The sequence below is a fragment of the Vibrio sp. D3 genome, from assembly GCF_043995865.1.
Classification (GTDB): Bacteria; Pseudomonadota; Gammaproteobacteria; order Enterobacterales; family Vibrionaceae; genus Vibrio; species Vibrio diabolicus.
Genome location: NZ_CP171887.1, coordinates 2974505 through 2991691, shown reverse-complemented (window position 1 = coordinate 2991691; position 17187 = coordinate 2974505). Strand labels below are relative to the sequence as shown.

17 protein-coding genes are annotated in these 17187 nt (G+C 46.9%); 5 read left to right on the top strand and 12 right to left on the bottom strand.

Annotated elements, in window-relative coordinates; genetic code table 11:
- Positions 1–62: 62 nt before the first annotated feature.
- The 4 genes from frdD to frdA are packed head-to-tail and all read right to left on the bottom strand — an operon-like array spanning position 63 to position 3394.
- Entirely contained in the window at positions 63–440 is a 378-nt protein-coding gene (frdD, locus tag ACHFJ9_RS21900; RefSeq protein ID WP_005395421.1) for a fumarate reductase subunit FrdD, read from the bottom strand.
- Between the two features lie 10 nt (positions 441–450).
- The gene (gene frdC / locus ACHFJ9_RS21895; RefSeq protein ID WP_109170182.1) at positions 451–834 is read right to left on the bottom strand and encodes a fumarate reductase subunit FrdC; all 384 of its coding nucleotides are present in this window, start codon (positions 832–834) and stop codon (positions 451–453) included.
- A gap of 2 nt (positions 835–836) precedes the next feature.
- A complete protein-coding gene (locus tag ACHFJ9_RS21890; protein WP_258459433.1) occupies positions 837–1595 on the bottom strand; it encodes a succinate dehydrogenase/fumarate reductase iron-sulfur subunit in 759 nt (252 codons plus the stop codon).
- Complete coding sequence (frdA, locus tag ACHFJ9_RS21885; protein WP_047010259.1) at positions 1595–3394, bottom strand: fumarate reductase (quinol) flavoprotein subunit; 1800 nt, start codon at positions 3392–3394, stop codon at positions 1595–1597. Before frdA ends, ACHFJ9_RS21890 begins: the two co-directional genes overlap by 1 nt.
- A 435-nt stretch (positions 3395–3829) precedes the next feature.
- On the opposite strand from frdA, the gene epmA reads away from it, so the two are divergent.
- The 4 genes from epmA (at position 3830) to ACHFJ9_RS21865 (ending at position 6943) form a co-directional block, all read left to right on the top strand.
- Positions 3830–4801 (top strand): elongation factor P--(R)-beta-lysine ligase, encoded by a 972-nt coding sequence (gene epmA / locus ACHFJ9_RS21880; RefSeq protein ID WP_054868158.1) that lies wholly within the window; start codon positions 3830–3832, stop codon positions 4799–4801.
- Positions 4802–4810: 9 nt separating this feature from the next.
- Complete coding sequence (locus ACHFJ9_RS21875; RefSeq protein WP_005395414.1) at positions 4811–5185, top strand: VanZ family protein; 375 nt, start codon at positions 4811–4813, stop codon at positions 5183–5185.
- A gap of 21 nt (positions 5186–5206) precedes the next feature.
- Complete coding sequence (locus ACHFJ9_RS21870) at positions 5207–5842, top strand: TetR/AcrR family transcriptional regulator (protein ID WP_005395413.1); 636 nt, start codon at positions 5207–5209, stop codon at positions 5840–5842.
- A gap of 144 nt (positions 5843–5986) precedes the next feature.
- Positions 5987–6943 (top strand): DHH family phosphoesterase, encoded by a 957-nt coding sequence (locus ACHFJ9_RS21865; RefSeq protein ID WP_176320533.1) that lies wholly within the window; start codon positions 5987–5989, stop codon positions 6941–6943.
- A 73-nt stretch (positions 6944–7016) separates the two neighbouring features.
- Here ACHFJ9_RS21865 and ACHFJ9_RS21860 read toward each other — a convergent pair whose 3' ends face one another.
- From ACHFJ9_RS21860 to ACHFJ9_RS21840, 5 genes are all read right to left on the bottom strand, one after another.
- Positions 7017–8162, bottom strand: coding sequence for a murein hydrolase activator EnvC family protein (locus ACHFJ9_RS21860; RefSeq protein ID WP_048626686.1), 1146 nt, complete (start codon positions 8160–8162; stop codon positions 7017–7019).
- A gap of 26 nt (positions 8163–8188) precedes the next feature.
- Complete coding sequence (gene cysE, locus ACHFJ9_RS21855) at positions 8189–9010, bottom strand: serine O-acetyltransferase (protein ID WP_005395410.1); 822 nt, start codon at positions 9008–9010, stop codon at positions 8189–8191.
- A gap of 78 nt (positions 9011–9088) precedes the next feature.
- Positions 9089–10126, bottom strand: a complete 1038-nt coding sequence (gpsA, locus tag ACHFJ9_RS21850; RefSeq protein ID WP_005395404.1) for an NAD(P)H-dependent glycerol-3-phosphate dehydrogenase — start codon at positions 10124–10126, stop codon at positions 9089–9091.
- A gap of 195 nt (positions 10127–10321) precedes the next feature.
- Complete coding sequence (gene secB, locus ACHFJ9_RS21845) at positions 10322–10786, bottom strand: protein-export chaperone SecB (RefSeq protein WP_005395400.1); 465 nt, start codon at positions 10784–10786, stop codon at positions 10322–10324.
- Positions 10787–11033: 247 nt separating this feature from the next.
- Positions 11034–11468, bottom strand: coding sequence for a rhodanese-like domain-containing protein (locus tag ACHFJ9_RS21840; protein WP_005395399.1), 435 nt, complete (start codon positions 11466–11468; stop codon positions 11034–11036).
- Positions 11469–12015: 547 nt separating this feature from the next.
- Here ACHFJ9_RS21840 and gpmM point away from each other — a divergent pair.
- Entirely contained in the window at positions 12016–13548 is a 1533-nt protein-coding gene (gene gpmM / locus ACHFJ9_RS21835) for a 2,3-bisphosphoglycerate-independent phosphoglycerate mutase (RefSeq protein ID WP_005395398.1), read from the top strand.
- An 82-nt stretch (positions 13549–13630) separates the two neighbouring features.
- On the opposite strand, the gene ACHFJ9_RS21830 is transcribed toward gpmM, so the two are convergent.
- The 3 genes from ACHFJ9_RS21830 to asd all read right to left on the bottom strand — a co-directional run bounded on the left by ACHFJ9_RS21830 (position 13631) and on the right by asd (position 17091).
- Positions 13631–14518: a DMT family transporter gene (locus tag ACHFJ9_RS21830; protein WP_395356286.1), complete on the bottom strand. Its 888-nt coding sequence runs from the start codon at positions 14516–14518 to the stop codon at positions 13631–13633.
- A gap of 132 nt (positions 14519–14650) precedes the next feature.
- The gene (locus tag ACHFJ9_RS21825; protein WP_395356284.1) at positions 14651–16066 is read right to left on the bottom strand and encodes an SLC13 family permease; all 1416 of its coding nucleotides are present in this window, start codon (positions 16064–16066) and stop codon (positions 14651–14653) included.
- Positions 16067–16233: 167 nt separating this feature from the next.
- On the bottom strand, positions 16234–17091 hold the full coding sequence (gene asd / locus ACHFJ9_RS21820) for an archaetidylserine decarboxylase (RefSeq protein ID WP_268854048.1): 858 nt from the start codon (positions 17089–17091) through the stop codon (positions 16234–16236).
- Positions 17092–17187: the final 96 nt, after the last annotated feature.

Sequence of the window (17187 nt, the reverse complement as noted above, 5' to 3'; positions counted from 1 at the left end):
TGGGTAACCCAAAGCAATAAAAAAGCTGGCATAGAGCCAGCTTTTTCTTTTTAGTCAGTATCTTAAATCATGAAGATAAAGATAACGGCTAGTGCAGTAATGAGGCCTGCAAATGCATAGCATGCAATTTTACCTATCACACCAGTGTGGAATTTAAGGTCGTGCATGCCGTGGTGTACACGGTGCATCGCATGCCACATTGGTAGAGCTAGGGTGCCAATGATGAATAGCGCACCGATGATACTGGTTGCGAATTCGGAGACACGCTCGTAGCTCATCGCTTCTGCATCAATCACGCCTAGTGGGACCAAGATGCCCAGCACCAATACCGTGATTGGCGTGATCATCGCGAACCAAGTACCGCCAGCACCAAATAGACCCCACCAGATTGGCTCATCAGAACGTTTTGGTGATGTGTTTACACTATAATTCGGTTTCATGCTCAGCTCCTTACACCACGATGAGAACGATCAGTGAGATGAACGCAACCGCGGCCCACTGAGTCAATACGATGATTTTCTTGTCCACCAGTTTGCCTTTCAAACGAATTGGCATTACTTGCGGCATCATGCTGAAGAAAGTTTGAGCGTGGAATAGGCTACCTAGTAGTGCAACGATGTTGATTGCGACTACGATTGGGTTTGCCATAAAATCCAACCAACCTTGCCATGCATCAGGGCCTTTCACCAAGCAACCTAAACCGAAAGTTAGGAACAGAGTGAATAGGATCAAAGGCAGCACAGTCGCTTCACGTAGCATGTAGAAGCGGTAGAAAGGATGGTTCTTCCACCAAGTGCGTTTTACTTCACGAACGTAAGGTTTACGATTGCTCATCCTTATGCCTCCACTTTCTTTGGTGAACCATCAGGTTTCAACATAGCAATCACGAAGTCCATAGAAGACTCCACTTTGCCTTGGTTTACTGCCGCTGCTGGGTCAACGTTCTTCGGACAAACTTCAGAACAGTAACCAACAAACGTACAACCCCAAGCACCGTTTTCACCGTTGATAAGCTTCATGCGCTCATCTTTACCGTTGTCACGGCTGTCTAGGTTGTAGCGGTGTGCTAGCGTTAGTGCCGCAGGACCGATGAACTCAGGGTTTAGACCAAACTGAGGACACGCCGCGTAGCACAGACCGCAGTTGATACAACCAGCGAACTGCTTGTATTTCGCCATTTGCTCTGGCGTTTGCAAGTTCGTACCTTCTTCTGGTTTACGGTCGTTACCAATGATGTACGGTTTGATTGCTTCAAGACGTTCGATGAACGGCGTCATATCAACAATCAAGTCTTTCTCGATTGGGAAGTTCGCTAGAGGCTCGATAGTCACACCGTCTGGGTAATCACGTAGGAAGCTCTTACAAGCAAGTTTCGGTACGTTGTTCACCATGATGCCGCAAGAACCACAGATCGCCATACGGCAAGACCAACGGTAAGACAGATCTTTGTCTAGGTGATCTTTAATGTAGCCCAGTGCGTCAAGCACAGACATGGTTTCATCGAATGGCACTTCGAATGTTTGCTTGTATGGTTCTGCATCTTTTTCTGGGTCATAACGCAGAATGTCTACTTTTTGAATGCGATTTGCTGACATTATGCTTGCTCCTCTGCGTTCTTCTCTTCAGCCGCTGCTTTTTCTGCTGCTTCACCGTATAGACGAGCTTTTGGTTGTGACTTAGTGATAGTCACATTGCTGTAATCGATACTTGGCGCTGAATCTGGTTTGTAGAAAGCAAGTGAGTGTTTTAGGAAGTTCACGTCATCACGTTCTGTACAACCGTCGTCCAGACGTTGGTGCGCACCGCGAGATTCTTTACGTAGAATCGCAGAGTGAACCATCGCTTCTGCGACTTCTAGGCCGTAACCCACTTCAATTGCGTACAGAAGATCAGTGTTAAACACTTTGCCTTTGTCTTTAATGCTGATGCGTTTGTAGCGTTCTTTTAGTTCGGTGATCTTGTTAATGGTTTCTTGCATCAAATCTTCTTGACGGTAGATACCACAACCCGCTTCCATGGTATGACCCATTTCAGTACGGATGTTTGCCCAGTTCTCATCACCTTCTTGGTTCATCAGTTTGGCGATGCGCTCTTCAACTGCTTTCACTTGAGCATCGATTGCAGACTCGTTCCAACCTTTGAATTCTTCAGCGCGTTTCACTGCGTTTTCACCCGCTACGCGACCAAATACCACAAACTCAGCCAGTGAGTTAGAACCTAGACGGTTTGCACCGTGAAGACCAACAGACGCACATTCACCAACCGCGAATAGACCTTTAATGCGAGTTTCACAGCCGCCGTTTGTCTCGATACCACCCATGGTGTAGTGAACCGTTGGACGAATTGGAATTGGCTCTTTTGCAGGGTCTACGTTTACGTAAGCTTTTGCTAGCTCACAGATGAATGGTAGACGCTCTTGTAGGTACTCTTCACCAAGGTGGCGAAGGTCTAGGTGCACCACGTCACCCAGTGGGTGTTTGATGGTGTTGCCTTTCTGTTGTTCGTGCCAGAAAGCTTGAGAAACTTTGTCACGAGGACCCAGTTCCATGTATTTGTTCTTCGGTTGGCCAACTGGAGTTTCAGGGCCCATGCCGTAATCTTGTAGGTAACGGTAGCCGTTCTTGTTAACGATGATACCGCCTTCACCACGACAACCTTCCGTCATCAGGATACCTGTGCCAGGAAGACCGGTTGGATGGTATTGAACGAATTCCATATCACGTAGAGGAACGCCGTGACGGTAAGCCATTGCCATACCATCGCCCGTTACGATACCGCCGTTGGTGTTACAGTGGTAAACTCGGCCCGCGCCACCTGTTGCTAGAACAACAGATTTTGCTTTGATAGTAACAAGCTCGCCTTCAGACATGTGAATAGCAATCAGACCTTGAACTTCGCCTTCATCAACAAGCAGATCCACCACAAAGTACTCATCAAAGCGTTTGATGTTGCTGTACTTCATGGATGTCTGGAATAGCGTATGAAGCATGTGGAAGCCAGTTTTATCTGCAGCGAACCAAGTACGTTCAACCTTCATACCACCAAAGCGGCGTACGTTGACTTCACCGTTCTCTTTACGACTCCATGGGCAACCCCATTGCTCCATTTGGATCATTTCGCGAGTCGCGTTCTCTACAAAGTATTCAACAACGTCCTGTTCACATAGCCAGTCACCACCGCCAACAGTGTCGTTGAAGTGGTTGTCTAAGCTATCTTCATCCTTGATAACTGCTGCTGAGCCACCCTCTGCAGCGACCGTGTGGGAGCGCATTGGATAAACTTTAGAAATCAGAGCGACTTCTAAGTCTGGGTTTGCTTCAGCCGCTGCAATAGCAGTACGAAGACCAGCGCCGCCTGCGCCGATGACTGCGATATCTGTGGTGATAATTTGCACAGTTATCCTCCAGTGTGTGATTGCGGAAATCCGCTTGTTATTGTCATTACGAGGCGCTCTTTAAAAAGAACTCCCCAAAAGTAGTAGGGTTAGTGTAGATGAGCCACATAGCAGAAAAATTGATGTAATTGGGTTTTTGCTTCGGTAATGCACTTAAGGGCATAGAATTTATAGGTTATGTGACTGCTATCACGGCATCGAGGTTTTGGCCCTCAAGCATTAACATTAGGGATGTTAAACCTGTGTTGCGTGACATTAACCGCATGGATAATAGGATTTTAACTGAGTGTTTTTTGTGCTGCGGCACGAGTAATACTTGCCTCAAATAGGCGAGCACGTTAGTAAAAAGAAGAAGGGATATTCCTCTCTTCTTGAAGAGTAAAAAGCATGTAGAATGAGACTTTCCTCGCTGAATTAAAGTTTGAGAGACTTGTTATGCAAACCAACTGGCAACCTACTGCTTCCATTGACCAACTTCGTCAACGTGCGACGTTAATCGCGTCGATTCGCCAATTCTTCGCTGATCGACAGGTGATGGAAGTCGACACGCCAGCCATGAGTCACGCAACCGTGACCGACATTCATTTGCATACTTTCCAAACCGAGTTTGTTGGTCCGGGTTACGCCGATGGCAGTAAGCTGTTCTTTATGACCAGCCCTGAATTCCACATGAAGCGTCTTTTGGCAGCGGGTAGCGGTTGTATTTATCAAATCAACAAAGCATTTCGTAACGAAGAAAATGGTCGTTACCACAATCCAGAATTCACGATGTTGGAGTGGTATCGCGTTGGCTTTGACCATCACAAGCTGATGGATGAAATGGATGATCTGTTGCAGTTGGTATTGAAGTGTGGTGCAGCGCAGCGCATGACGTATCAACAAGCCTTCATTGATGTGTTGGGTGTGTGTCCACTAGAAGGCTCGATGACGGAGCTGAAAACAGCGGCAAGCAAGCTGGGTTTAAGTGACATTGCAGAGCCTGAAGAAGATCGCGATACGTTACTGCAATTGCTATTTAGCGTGGGAGTCGAACACAAAATTGGGCAGGATGTGCCTGCTTTCGTGTACGACTTCCCGGCATCACAGGCGGCGCTTGCGAAAATCAATCCTCAAGACCATCGTGTTGCGGATCGCTTTGAGGTGTATTTTAAGGGAATTGAGCTGGCAAATGGGTTCCATGAACTCGATAACCCGAAAGAGCAACTGGCGCGTTTTGAACAAGATAACGCGAAGCGTCTCGACATGGGTTTAAAACCGCAGCCAATCGACTATCATTTGATCTCCGCATTGGAGGCAGGGTTGCCAGATTGTGCGGGTGTTGCGTTAGGCATCGATCGTTTGATCATGCTAGCGCTCGGCTGTGACCACATTGATCAAGTGACGGCTTTTCCATTCCCAATCGCATAAGGATATTCAATGAACTTGGCTGCTGCACGTTTGGTCATTCTCAGCTACGCAATACTGATCGCTTACTTATCGTTGAGCTCGGGAGAGTTGCAAGATTGGGGCAACATTGCGTATCTTGATAAAATGCAGCACGCCATGGCGTACAGCGGATTTGCGTTTTTAGGTTGCTTTTGCGTGTGGCGTTGGCGTCAACGTTGGGCGGTGGCGATTGGTATCTTATTATTTAGTGCTGCCATCGAATGGCTACAAGGGTATGTTGGAAGACAAACTTCTTGGTTAGACCTTGTCGCCAACTCAACGGGTATTCTAACTGGTCTGTTATGTTACCGTATTTGGAGCCTCTATCGACCTAGGTTGGTGAAGTCGCTATACTCGATTCGTTAATGAAGAGGGAACACGATAACAATGAAAACGCGCGACAAAATCGTCTACGCGGCACTGGAGTTGTTCAACCAACATGGTGAACGCAACATCACCACCAATCACATTGCCGATCACATCGAAATTAGCCCAGGTAATCTGTATTACCACTTCCGTAATAAGCAAGAAATCGTTCGTGAGATCTTTGCGCTTTATTCAGCAGAACTTTTAGAAAGATTTACCCCTATTCAAGGCTCACAAGAAAGCCTGACTATGCTGAAGAGCTACCTAGACTCCATCTTTACGCTAATGTGGAAATACCGCTTTTTCTACGCGAACCTACCAGAAATCTTGTCACGAGATGAACAGTTGCATGAGCAGTACATCGATGTGCAAGAAAAGCTGCAAGCGAACCTCATTGCGATCATGCAGGAGTTTGTATCGCTAAAGCTGCTTAATGTTGATCAACAGCAGTTGAAGTCACTGGTGTGTACATTGCATTTGATTGCGTGTAGCTGGTTGGCGTATCAATCTGCAATGGCTTCGAAAACCAGCATCACTGAGCAAATGGTGAAGCAAGGGATGTTGCAGATGCTTAATGTCGTTAAGCCATTAGCAACTGAGCAGGGGTTAGAGCAGCTACTGTTACTGGAAGATGCAGTCAGCAATCTACACAGTTAATCGTCAAACTGCTTAATATTTCGAGAGTCACTCTCATTTTCGAGTCGTGGCTCGAGTTGACTTGTCAAATATGCCACGCACAATAGTCCTCATACCGTTCAGCCCTCTCTGGGATATGACTCTCGATAAAGGAACTATCGCTCCATGAATTACGACATTTTTAATGGCGATGCTGATGGCATCATTGCGCTTCTACAATTACGCTTGGCTGATCCTATCGAGGCTCAGTTAATTACTGGTGTAAAGCGCGACATCAAGCTGGTGGAAAAAGTAGACGTGCAAGCGGGTGATGAGCTAACGGTGTTAGACATTTCGATGGAAAAGAACATGGTCGGTCTAGAGCAAGCATTGGCTCAAGGCGCGCACGTGTTTTACGCCGATCATCATAAGGCGGGTGATATTCCTCAGCATGGCAACTTGGATGCGCACATCGATCTCGATGCCAACATGTGCACGGCGTTGATTGTCGATAAGTTGCTTGATGGGCGTTTTCATGACTGGGCGATTACGGCGGCTTATGGCGATAACATGATTGCTAAAGCCGATGAGTTAGCGAATAACGCGGGCTTGTCGCGGCAACAGAAAGAGCAGCTAAAAGAGCTGGGTACTTTAATTAACTACAACGGCTACGGATCGAAAGTCGAAGATTTACACTTTCACCCTGCGGAGCTGTACCGAGCTTTGCTGAAGTACACGTCGCCATTTGAAGCTATTGAAGATAAGGCCTCGCCATACTACCAATTGCAATCGGCTTACCAACAAGACATGGAGGCGGCTCTCTCAGTGCCTGCCATGCATGAGAGCGGTAAGCTGAAGTTGTTTGAGTTACCAAACACGGCGGCATCACGCCGAATCAGTGGTGTTTATGGCAACTGGCTAGCAAACCAGACCCCTGACTCTGCGCATGCGGTACTTACTGAAAATTCAGATGGGACTTATACGGTTTCACTCCGTGCCCCGTTGAACAACAAACAAGGCGCCGTTGCCGTGTGTGGGCAGTTTCCAACTGGTGGCGGCCGAGAAGCGGCGGCAGGCATCAACGCATTAAGCAAAGATGATGTAAGTGCTTTTATTGATGCGGTAGAAACGTACTACGCATAGCATTTGCCAAAATATGAATACAAAAAAGGAGCCGAGTGGCTCCTTTTTTATTATAAGTCGATGAGTCAGATAATCAGCGCTTCAACCAAGATTTCGGGTTTTGCGCTTCACTGTTGCGGCGAATTTCGAAGTAGAGTGATGCGCGATCTTGCCCGCCAGTATCACCCGCAAGAGCGATCACTTCGCCAGCGGTCACGCGATCGCCTTCTTTTTTCGTCAACGCTTGGTTGTAGCCGTAGAGCGTCATATCACCTTTGCCGTGGTCAAGCAACACCACTAAGCCATAACCGCGTAAATACTCCGCAAATACGACAGTGCCCGGGTAAACGGCTTTCACTTGTTGACCATAATTGGCCGCAAGCACCATTCCCTTCCAGTTTACTTGCCCGGTTTGGCGAGTACCGAAGTTGTGTAATACACGACCTTTGAGTGGCCATGGCAGTTTACCACGCTGTTTGCCCAGTCCGTCCATTGGCACGGCATTACGCTTAGCCGCTTTGGCGATCTCGGCTTTTAGGCGTGTTTCGTTGCGCTGCAGTTCAGCAAGGTAGCGTTTATCGTTCTTGATACTGCTCTGAATTTTATTCAGGGTTTGCTTACGTTTGGATTGTGTACTTGCCAGCGCCGTACGTTTCTCAGATTGCTGTTTGAGTAACGTCTCGATTTGCTCTTTTTCTAGCTCAAGCTGGTTTTTGTTGTGTGCCAATTCTTGAGTGGTTTTGGTGATAGCATCAATCACTTCCGCACGCGCTTTGGCTAAGTGCTGGAAGTATTGACTCATGCGGTCTTCTTCCACACCTTGATTCAACAAGTGACCATTGGCTTTCGCTCGTTCGGTCACGTAATACGTTTGCAGTAACTGTTTGAGCTCTTCCTCTTGCTCTTGGCGCTGCGCTTCTTGCAAGGCAATTTTCTCTTCTAGCTTGTCTATGTTTTTGTCTGCTTGTGCCAGCTCAGATTTGGTTTGTCTTATTTCGCGTTCAAGTTTAGAAATGCCAAGTTCTTGCTCTTTGAGCGATTTTTGTAGCTCATTGAGTTGCTTTTCTTGGGACGAGAGAGATTTGCGTTGACGGCTTATCTCACTTGATACGCCTTTGAGCTCTTGTTGACTAGCGGCAGAAGAGGCGAGGGGATATGTGGCAGATAAAGCACAAGTTAATAAAATAGCCGAGCGTAGAACAGGGTGATTTTGTTTTCGCACTTGAGATTTACCTACCACGTTGTTGTCAAAAGGTTTGTTGACGATTAAATACCATCTCCATGGATAAAGCTTTGTGATTTACCATTAAAGCCTTGATCCATATCGAGAGAAGGTTTGTCCGTTTTTGGACGACCGACGATTTTCGCAGGAACCCCCGCCACAGTTGTGTGTGGTGGCACTGCTTGCAATACCACAGAGCAAGAGCCGATTTTTGCGCCTTCGCCCACTTCGATATTGCCAAGAATTTTTGCACCTGCACCAATCATCACACCTTCACGGATTTTCGGGTGACGATCGCCGCACTCTTTACCCGTACCGCCTAAGGTAACGTCTTGTAGAATTGAGACGTCATTATCGATAACTGCAGTTTCACCGATGACGATCCCCGTTGCGTGGTCGAGCATGATGCCACTACCAATGCGTGCTGCTGGGTGAATGTCTACCTGACACGCAACCGAAATTTGGTTTTGCAGGTAGGTTGCCAGTGCATGGCGCCCTTGTTTCCATAGCCAGTTTGCCACGCGGTAGCCTTGCAGAGCGTGGTAGCCCTTTAAGTACAGCAGCGGCATAGAGTACATCGAAACTGCAGGGTCGCGATTAACCGTGGCACAAATGTCACAAGCGGCACAATCGGTAATGGTTGGGTCGGCAGAGAACGCTTCTTCTACCACTTCACGTACTGCCATTGCTGGCATCGATGCCGTGTTTAACTTGTTTGCCAAAATGTAGCTGAGCGCGGCACAGAAACTTTCATGCTTGATGATGGTGGCATGGTAAAAGCTGGCCAGCATTGGCTCTTGCTCTGACATTTCGCGGGCTTCTGAGACAATTCTGTTCCAGACTTTTTGTTTTTCGCAGTGTTTCATTCTCAATATCCTGAGTGGTTCTTCCGTGACCCGACAACTTCTATTCTTCTCAGATGAGGTGCGAAGGGGCGTAGAGTGCTACTTTCCTTCGGCTTTTTTGTCACGAGCAAGTAAATCTTGCGCTGCCAGGCGTGCATCCTTCCCTTGATACAATACTTGATAAATTTGATCAACAATTGGCATCTCAACACCCATGCGTTGAGAGAGCATCCATACTTCTTTCGTGTTGCGGTAGCCTTCTACGACTTGGCCAATTTCTTCTTGTGCCGTGTCGACGTCTTTACCTTGACCTAGCGCTAAACCAAAGCGGCGGTTGCGTGATTGATTGTCGGTACACGTTAGGACAAGGTCGCCCAAACCAGCCATACCCATGAAGGTTTCTGGTTTTGCACCAAGCGCAGCACCAAGACGGCTCATTTCGGCCAAACCACGAGTAATCAATGCAGTACGCGCGTTGGCTCCAAAACCGATGCCGTCAGACATACCCGCACCAATTGCGATAACGTTTTTCACCGCACCGCCCAATTGCATGCCGATAAAGTCACTATTGGCGTACACGCGGAAGGTTTTGCTGCAGTGGATTTTTTCTTGTAGGTCAGCGACAAATTCAGCATCTGGAGAAGCAACTGAAATTGCAGTAGGCATGCCCATCGCGAGCTCTTTGGCGAACGTTGGGCCAGACAATACAGCCAGTGAGTAGTTTTCACCGATAATGTCATAAGCGACGTCTTTCAGCAGACGACCCGTTTCTGGCTCAAGACCTTTGGTTGCCCAGCAGATACGAGAGTCTTCACGTAAGAAAGGCTTACAGCTGTTCAGTACGATGCCAAAAACATGGCTTGGAACCACAACCAATAAATCTCGGCTTGCTTGTACGGCTTTTTCTAAATCCGATTCAATGATCAAGCTTTCAGGGAAATCAACATCAGGTAAGAAGGCATGGTTCGCGCGATCCGCTTCTAAACGTGCCATGTGCTCAGGCTCGTGTCCCCAAAGGACTACGTTCGCGCCGTTACGAGCGAGTGAGATCGCCAGAGAGGTACCGTATGAACCTGCGCCAATCACCGTCATTGCGATGTCTTTACCGTAAGCATTGTTTGTATTTGCTTGTGTCATGCTACCGCCTAATTGTCTTTCTACTAGTAGAATCTAGTTCCTAATCGTCAAATTTTACGCCTTCTGGCGATTAGGAACTAGGAACTTTTGTCAGAAATAAAAAATGCACATTGCATCGGATGGTAGACGCTCTGTGCATTTTATTAGAGTCGGTGACGTCAGCACTCAGGCTATTCGTCACTTACAAAACGTGAATTACGCTTCAGCTTCGCCTTGTTGAGCTTGCTGTTGTAGGTAGTTCATGAATAGCGCGTCGAAGTTAACTGGCGCTAGGTTCAGTTGAGGGAACGTACCTTTAACCACTAGGCTTGAGATAGTTTCACGAGCGTATGGGAATAGGATGTTCGGGCAGAATGCGCCTAGGCAATGTGCAAGTTGGCCTGCTTCCATTTGCTCAGCAGTGAAGATACCACCTTGTTGAACTTCACATAGGAACGCTGTTTCTTCTTCGTTCTTCACAGTTACAGTTAGACGTAGAACCACTTCGTAAACGCCTTCACCAAGCTCACGGCTTTGAGTGTCTAGGTCTAGTTTAACGTCTGGGTTCCATTCTTTTTGGAAGATTACTGGAGAGTTTGGCGCTTCGAAAGAAACGTCTTTTAGGAAGATGCGTTGAATTGCGAAGTTTTGTTGTGCTTCTTGAGGTGCTGCTTCAGCCATTTTTTAATCCTTAAATAAATATTTGTAGAGCCTAGAAACGTCTAAACTCAGAAAACTGGTATGTCCCGAGACTAACTGAGCCAATCTACCTTGACTAGATGAAGCGTGTATTACGTGCAAAGCGTCACAACTTAATGCTTCAACTGCTTTCAATTTGCTCAGTTTATTATCCACGAAGCTTGGCAAAAACACGCTGGAATGCGTACCTTATCTTTTGCCTCTGCCCCGTTATCGAAGCTGCCGGGTATTACTTTTTACCACGAACTAAAGGCAGGTTCGCTTCGTTCCATGCAATCAAGCCGTTCTTCAGTAGGCTTACTTTTTCAAAGCCTGCTTTTACTAATAGGTTCGCGCTTTCTTGAGCGTTTTGCCCTGTCTTGCATACCACAATGATTGGGTCTGATTTGTGGTTTTCAAGGCTACCAAAGTTACCCGCTTTGATATCTGACGGTAAAATGTGAAGTGAGTCGGTGATATGACCTTTTTTGAACTCGTCCTTTGTGCGGATATCCACTACAACGCCGTTTTCACGGTTCATAAGATGAGTCAGTTGGTTTACGTTGATTTCTTTGTATGCGGCCGTCGCTGACTTCACGATGTTCATGATAAAGGCGACAAGAAGACCTACCCAAACCAAAGATAGAATCATGTTCTGTTGGAAAAATTCAATGTACTCTTGCATGTCTTGAGCTCTTACGCTGTTGGCGGAAAAATAAAGCAGGAGTATAGCGGGGTTAAGCCTCTTAGGCGAGAGGGTTAAAATTTTCTAACGAATAATTGAGATCTCTATAAACCCTTTATGTTATTGCCATCCGTGCATTGGACTATGGTAGCTTGATTGTTTTTGCCTATTGGATTTATCGACTTAAGTGACTTTTGTTTTACCAAAAAAAGCGAACAATAGGTACTAACCAATCTTGTTCGATAATGCGTTAAATAAGCGCTGTTTCGGGTGCAAAAACAAGAATCAGAAGCGTAAGAAAACCGAACCTAGACTGGGGTGTACAAAGCGTATTAGGAATGACTATGCTTGTGGAACACGTTTGTCGGCACTGACTCGTTGTTCTCTTAACTTGTAAGATAGCAACAATAAATCGCAAACATTATTTGATCTTAACCTACAGTTTTGGTTAAAAAGTGTAGTAAAATTACGCTAGTTTTGTTTCAAGGTTAGATAGGGCAGCGAGGCCCTACGCCAAAAGTTACTTAAATTTGATGAGGTCATCACTATGTCAGCTAAGAAGCCACTGGCTCTAGTTATCCTTGACGGTTACGGTTACCGTGAAGACACAGCAAGTAACGCAATTGCGAATGCGAAAACACCAGTAATGGATGCTCTGATTGCGAATAACCCACACACTCTAATCTCTGCTTCAGGCATGGATGTTGGCCTTCCTGATGGTCAAATGGGTAACTCAGAAGTTGGTCACACTAACATTGGCGCAGGTCGCGTTGTATACCAAGATCTAACTCGTATCACTAAATCGATCGCTGACGGTGAGTTCGCTGAAACGCCAGCGCTTGTTGAAGCAGTTGATGCTGCTGTTAAAGCAGAGAAAGCGGTACACATCATGGGTCTGATGTCTCCAGGTGGCGTACACTCTCATGAAGACCATATCTACGCAGCGGTTGAAATGGCAGCGGCTCGTGGCGCTGAGAAAATCTACCTACACTGTTTCCTAGACGGTCGTGACACGCCACCACGTAGTGCTGAAAACTCGCTACAACGTTTCCAAGATCTATTCGCGAAACTAGGTAAAGGTCGTGTTGCTTCTCTAGTAGGTCGCTACTACGCTATGGACCGTGACAACAACTGGGATCGCGTTCAAGTGGCTTACGATCTTCTGACTCAAGCGAAAGCTGAGTTTACAGCAGAAACCGCCGTTGCTGGTCTAGAAGCCGCTTACGCTCGTGAAGAGAACGATGAGTTCGTGAAAGCGACAGCAATTAAAGCGGAAGGCGAAGAAGACGCAATCATGCAAGACGGTGATGCGGTTATCTTCATGAACTACCGTGCTGACCGTGCTCGTCAAATCACTCGCGCATTCGTGCCTGACTTTGATGGTTTTGAGCGTGCGGTATTCCCGGCAGTTAACTTCGTTATGTTGACTCAATACGCGGCAGATATCCCTCTAGCAATCGCATTCCCACCAGCGTCTCTAGAAAACACGTACGGTGAGTGGCTGTCTAAGCAAGGTCAAACTCAGCTACGTATCTCTGAAACAGAGAAATACGCACACGTGACTTTCTTCTTCAACGGCGGTGTTGAAAACGAATTTGAAGGCGAAGAGCGCCAGCTTGTTGCTTCTCCAAAAGTAGCCACTTACGACCTTCAGCCAGAAATGAGCTCCCCTGAGCTTACAGAGAAACTGGTTGCGGCGATCAAGTCTGGTAAGTTCGACACTATCATCTGTAACTACCCGAACGCAGATATGGTTGGTCACACTGGCGTTTACGAAGCAGCTGAGAAAGCAATCGAAGCGCTAGATGAAAGTGTTGGCAAAGTAGTTGAAGCAATCAAAGAAGTTGGCGGTCAGCTACTGATCACTGCGGACCACGGTAACGCAGAAATGATGGTTGACCCAGAAACGGGTGGTACTCACACAGCGCACACTAACCTACCGGTTCCTCTTATTTACGTAGGTGATAAAGCGGTTGAGTTCAAAGAAGGCGGAAAACTGTCTGACCTTGCACCAACCATGCTTTCTCTAGCAGGTCTAGAAATCCCAGCAGAAATGACGGGTGAAGTGCTAGTTAAATAATTAACTAACTGCTCAGAATGACAAAAGCCCGAGTTTAAACTCGGGCTTTTTTGTATCTGGCAACAAGGGCTGGTCTGTAAGGTTATTGAACCAAAATGCCAGCACCAATCACAGCTAGGGCTGCGCCCAACCATGCAAATCGGTTTGGTCGGCGTTTAGTGTAAATCCAGAGTAGCGGTAGCAACATAATTGGCGTGGTTGAAGATAGCAGTGCAACCATACCTACATTTCCTTCTTGCAGTGCGTATAAGATCAGCGTCATGCCGACGGCCATCGCCAAGAAACCGTTAAGCGCAGTAATACCAAATATTCGCCAAGTAATGTGTTGTGTCGAGCGAGCGATTTTGACCCCCAGAACTAACAACATGCTGTGGGCGAAAAATGCACTGATCATTCGAATAGCAGAAGCCGCAACGGGGTCAATGCTGGTTTGCATTACTGGCTTGGCGATGATGCCGCCCAATGCTTGGCACATTGCTGCGGTTAAGCCAAGTCCAATGCCCACCCAGATGTTACCTTTAATGTCTTCCAAGACGTTATTCACTTGGCCTCTTCGACCAAAGAATATCGCCATCACCACGCCGCTAAATACCAATGATGCGCCCAGTAGTTCTATTGTGGTCATGACTTCACTAAATAAGAAGTAGCCCAAAATGGCCGAGAATACCGCATGGCAGGAAAACAGTAGTCCGGCTTGTCTTGGCCCCATACGATTCAAGCACGCAAACAGAGCGGTATCACCGATGAAAATTCCAATCAGACCCGACGCCATCATTGGCGTTACATGTTCCCAAGAAACCGTTAACCAGCCGTCAGTTATCCAGGCCATTGTTGATAAGATTACGGCCGTACAGCCCATGCGCCAGCGGCTGTAAGAAAATGCGCCTAGGTGTTGTGCAGGTATGACCGAAATTAGGCTAGAAACTGCCCACAGAAAAGCGGCGCATAAAGCGAGCCATTCGTAACCCATGATGTGTCGACGTCCTTGTAGATTTGAGGAGTCTTAATATGCACGAAATTTATGGGATGTAAAAGCCGCTCTGTGAGGGCAGTAGATGGAGAGCAGCTCCATGACAACAAGCTCTGTCACGGAGCTTATCGATTAAAACAGCACCAAAACTGCGCCATACACGATAAATAGACCAATCAAACCAAGAATCAGCCCCACTTTCGCCATGTCTTTGCTCTCGATTAGGCCTGTTGAATAAGCCAAAGAGTTTGGTGGCGTGGAAACCGGTAAGATCATGCCAAGTGATGCGGAGAATGCGACGACAACCAGTAAACCTTGTAGGCCACCAACCGCAATAAGGCTTGGCATGGATGTACCAATAGCGGCAGCAATAGGCATTAATAAGTTTGCCGTTGCGGTATTAGACATAAAGTTCGCCATTAACCAACATACGACCGATAGGGCAAAAACAACGGCAAATGGTGATAGTAAGCTGTAATCAATGGCGTGCGCTAATGCTTCGGCTAAGCCCGTTTTGTCTAAGGCAATACCAATTGCGATACCACCAGCAACCAGCCATAAAACATCCCAGTTAATCAGCTTGAGTTCTTCTTTGCCCATAATGCCCGTTAAGGTGAACACCGCAAGAGGGATAATTGCAACAACATACGTGTTCATGCCGTGCACTTTTGTCGTCATCCAAAACACAATGGTTAGTGAAAAAGTGATGTAGACGACGATCGCGCGCCAGCTCTTTTTGAACGTACCATCCAGCTTTAGTTTCATTTCTGGTTCGCTGGACGGAAACAGCTTCTGCAACAAAAACCAAGCAACAGTGAGTTGTATCAGCACAAATGGTAGGCCCATTGTCATCCAGGATAGGAAGTCTATGGCGTTTTCTCCGGTGAGGTATTGGAGCGCTATTGCGTTAGGTGGCGTGCCTATCGGAGTTGCAATGCCGCCAGTATTCGCGGCAATTGGAATGCACAGCACCAGCGCTTTAATCCCTAAATCCCCTTTAGGTGCAGAAGCGACGATTGGACCAAGCAGCGCCAACATCATGACCGTCGTGGCAGTGTTGGACATGAACATTGAAAAAACGGCGGTAATGAGCATCAAACCCAGCATGATGAACTTAGGTTGTGTGCCGAATGGTTTTAGTAGCACTCGGGCGAGATTGTTGTCGAGTTCGTATTTGGAAGCCGCGATGGCGAGGGCAAACCCACCCATAAAAAGAATAATGATCGGTGAAGAGAAGGCAGAGAAAATATCGGTGTAAGCAATTAACTCTCCCAAATCATGCCCCGCTGGTGGATTGCGAAATAGATGCAAACCTTTATCCGATATCATGATCAGTTCAAGAGCGATAATAAGAATGGACGTAGCAAAAACGGGGACCGGCTCAAGAACCCAAAGTAGGGCAGCAAGAAGAAAAATAGCCAACAGGCGATGCTGAATTAAAGTAAGATCATCAATAGGAATAGCATCAATCGGCATCATCAAAACACCGAGCGGAATTAAAAAGCACACCAGCAATTTCGCCAGCGTGTTTACACTCATCTTTGGCATTGGCTGCCCCTCTAAATATTCATCCTAAGCGCAGGATAATTGATTGTGGAATGAAGGTCTTAGAGGCAGGTATGAGTTTGAGAAATAGAGGCTAAATTTTGAACGGAATTTTGCTTTTTATCAATAAAAAGAGCCCTTGAGAAAGGGCTCTTTTAACGGGGTTTTGCTTATTTTTTCAAGGCGTAAGGTGTGCCCATTACGGTTGGCTTACCGTTTTCCATGCTTGCGTCAAACTCAATCGCGTCTTTGGCAAACAGGTTAATAACAGTAGAACCCAGTTTGAAGCGGCCCATCTCTTCGCCTTTTTTCAAGATCACGGCCTTGTCACCCTCAGCTGGGTAATCCCATTTGTAGACAGTATTGCCACGAGGCGGAGTGATCGTGCCAGCCCACACTTGCTCAATGCTGCCAACAATTGTCGCACCAACAAGCACTTGTGCCATTGGACCAAACTCAGTGTCAAAGATACACACCACACGCTCGTTACGTGCGAATAGATTTGGAACGTTTTCTGCCGTAAGTGGGTTTACCGAGAACAGGTCACCAGGCACGTAAATCATTTGGCGCAGTGTGCCGTCACACGGCATGTGTACACGATGGTAATCGCGCGGAGACAGGTACAGCGTGGCAAAAGATCCATCTTTAAATTCGTTTGCTAAATTCGCGTCACCGCCCAGCAGTTCTTGCGCTGAGAAGTGATGACCTTTTGCTTGGATAAGTTGACCATCTTCAATAGGGCCAAATTGGCTAACACAAGCGTCGGCTGGGTGAGTGATGACGTTTTCGCCTTCATAAATTGGGCGTGCGCCCTCTTTTAGCTCACGAACGAAAAACTCGTTGAACGTTTTAAAATGCTTAGGATCTGAGTGCTTCGCCTCATCCATGTTCACATTGTATTGTTTGATAAACCAACGAATAACTGCTGTTGTTAGACCGCCAGCTTTTGCTGAAGCCAGTTTACCCATTAGGCGAGTGAGGCCGTGTTGTGGGATCCAGTACTGCAGTCCAACTTTAAACTTGTCCATCTTTAATTCCGATACTTCTGTTAGATTCGCGCTTTAGGGCGCGTGATGTTACTGAAATTTAATTTGCTTGTCAGTATTAGGTGAAGACTTTTTACA

Bases quoted from the DNA above. Each gene is read 5' to 3' on its own strand.
- ACHFJ9_RS21825 (WP_395356284.1), bottom strand. From the start codon at position 16,066: ATGCCAAAGATGAGTGTAAACACGCTGGCGAAATTGCTGGTGTGCTTT.
- ACHFJ9_RS21890 (WP_258459433.1), bottom strand. From the start codon at position 1,595: ATGTCAGCAAATCGCATTCAAAAAGTAGACATTCTGCGTTATGACCCA.
- cysE (WP_005395410.1), bottom strand. From the start codon at position 9,010: ATGAAACACTGCGAAAAACAAAAAGTCTGGAACAGAATTGTCTCAGAA.
- asd (WP_268854048.1), bottom strand. From the start codon at position 17,091: ATGGACAAGTTTAAAGTTGGACTGCAGTACTGGATCCCACAACACGGC.
- gpsA (WP_005395404.1), bottom strand. From the start codon at position 10,126: ATGACACAAGCAAATACAAACAATGCTTACGGTAAAGACATCGCAATG.
- secB (WP_005395400.1), bottom strand. From the start codon at position 10,786: ATGGCTGAAGCAGCACCTCAAGAAGCACAACAAAACTTCGCAATTCAA.
- frdD (WP_005395421.1), bottom strand. From the start codon at position 440: ATGAAACCGAATTATAGTGTAAACACATCACCAAAACGTTCTGATGAG.
- gpmM (WP_005395398.1), top strand. From the start codon at position 12,016: ATGTCAGCTAAGAAGCCACTGGCTCTAGTTATCCTTGACGGTTACGGT.
- ACHFJ9_RS21875 (WP_005395414.1), top strand. From the start codon at position 4,811: ATGAACTTGGCTGCTGCACGTTTGGTCATTCTCAGCTACGCAATACTG.
- ACHFJ9_RS21830 (WP_395356286.1), bottom strand. From the start codon at position 14,518: ATGGGTTACGAATGGCTCGCTTTATGCGCCGCTTTTCTGTGGGCAGTT.
- epmA (WP_054868158.1), top strand. From the start codon at position 3,830: ATGCAAACCAACTGGCAACCTACTGCTTCCATTGACCAACTTCGTCAA.
- ACHFJ9_RS21840 (WP_005395399.1), bottom strand. From the start codon at position 11,468: ATGCAAGAGTACATTGAATTTTTCCAACAGAACATGATTCTATCTTTG.
- ACHFJ9_RS21865 (WP_176320533.1), top strand. From the start codon at position 5,987: ATGAATTACGACATTTTTAATGGCGATGCTGATGGCATCATTGCGCTT.
- ACHFJ9_RS21870 (WP_005395413.1), top strand. From the start codon at position 5,207: ATGAAAACGCGCGACAAAATCGTCTACGCGGCACTGGAGTTGTTCAAC.
- frdC (WP_109170182.1), bottom strand. From the start codon at position 834: ATGAGCAATCGTAAACCTTACGTTCGTGAAGTAAAACGCACTTGGTGG.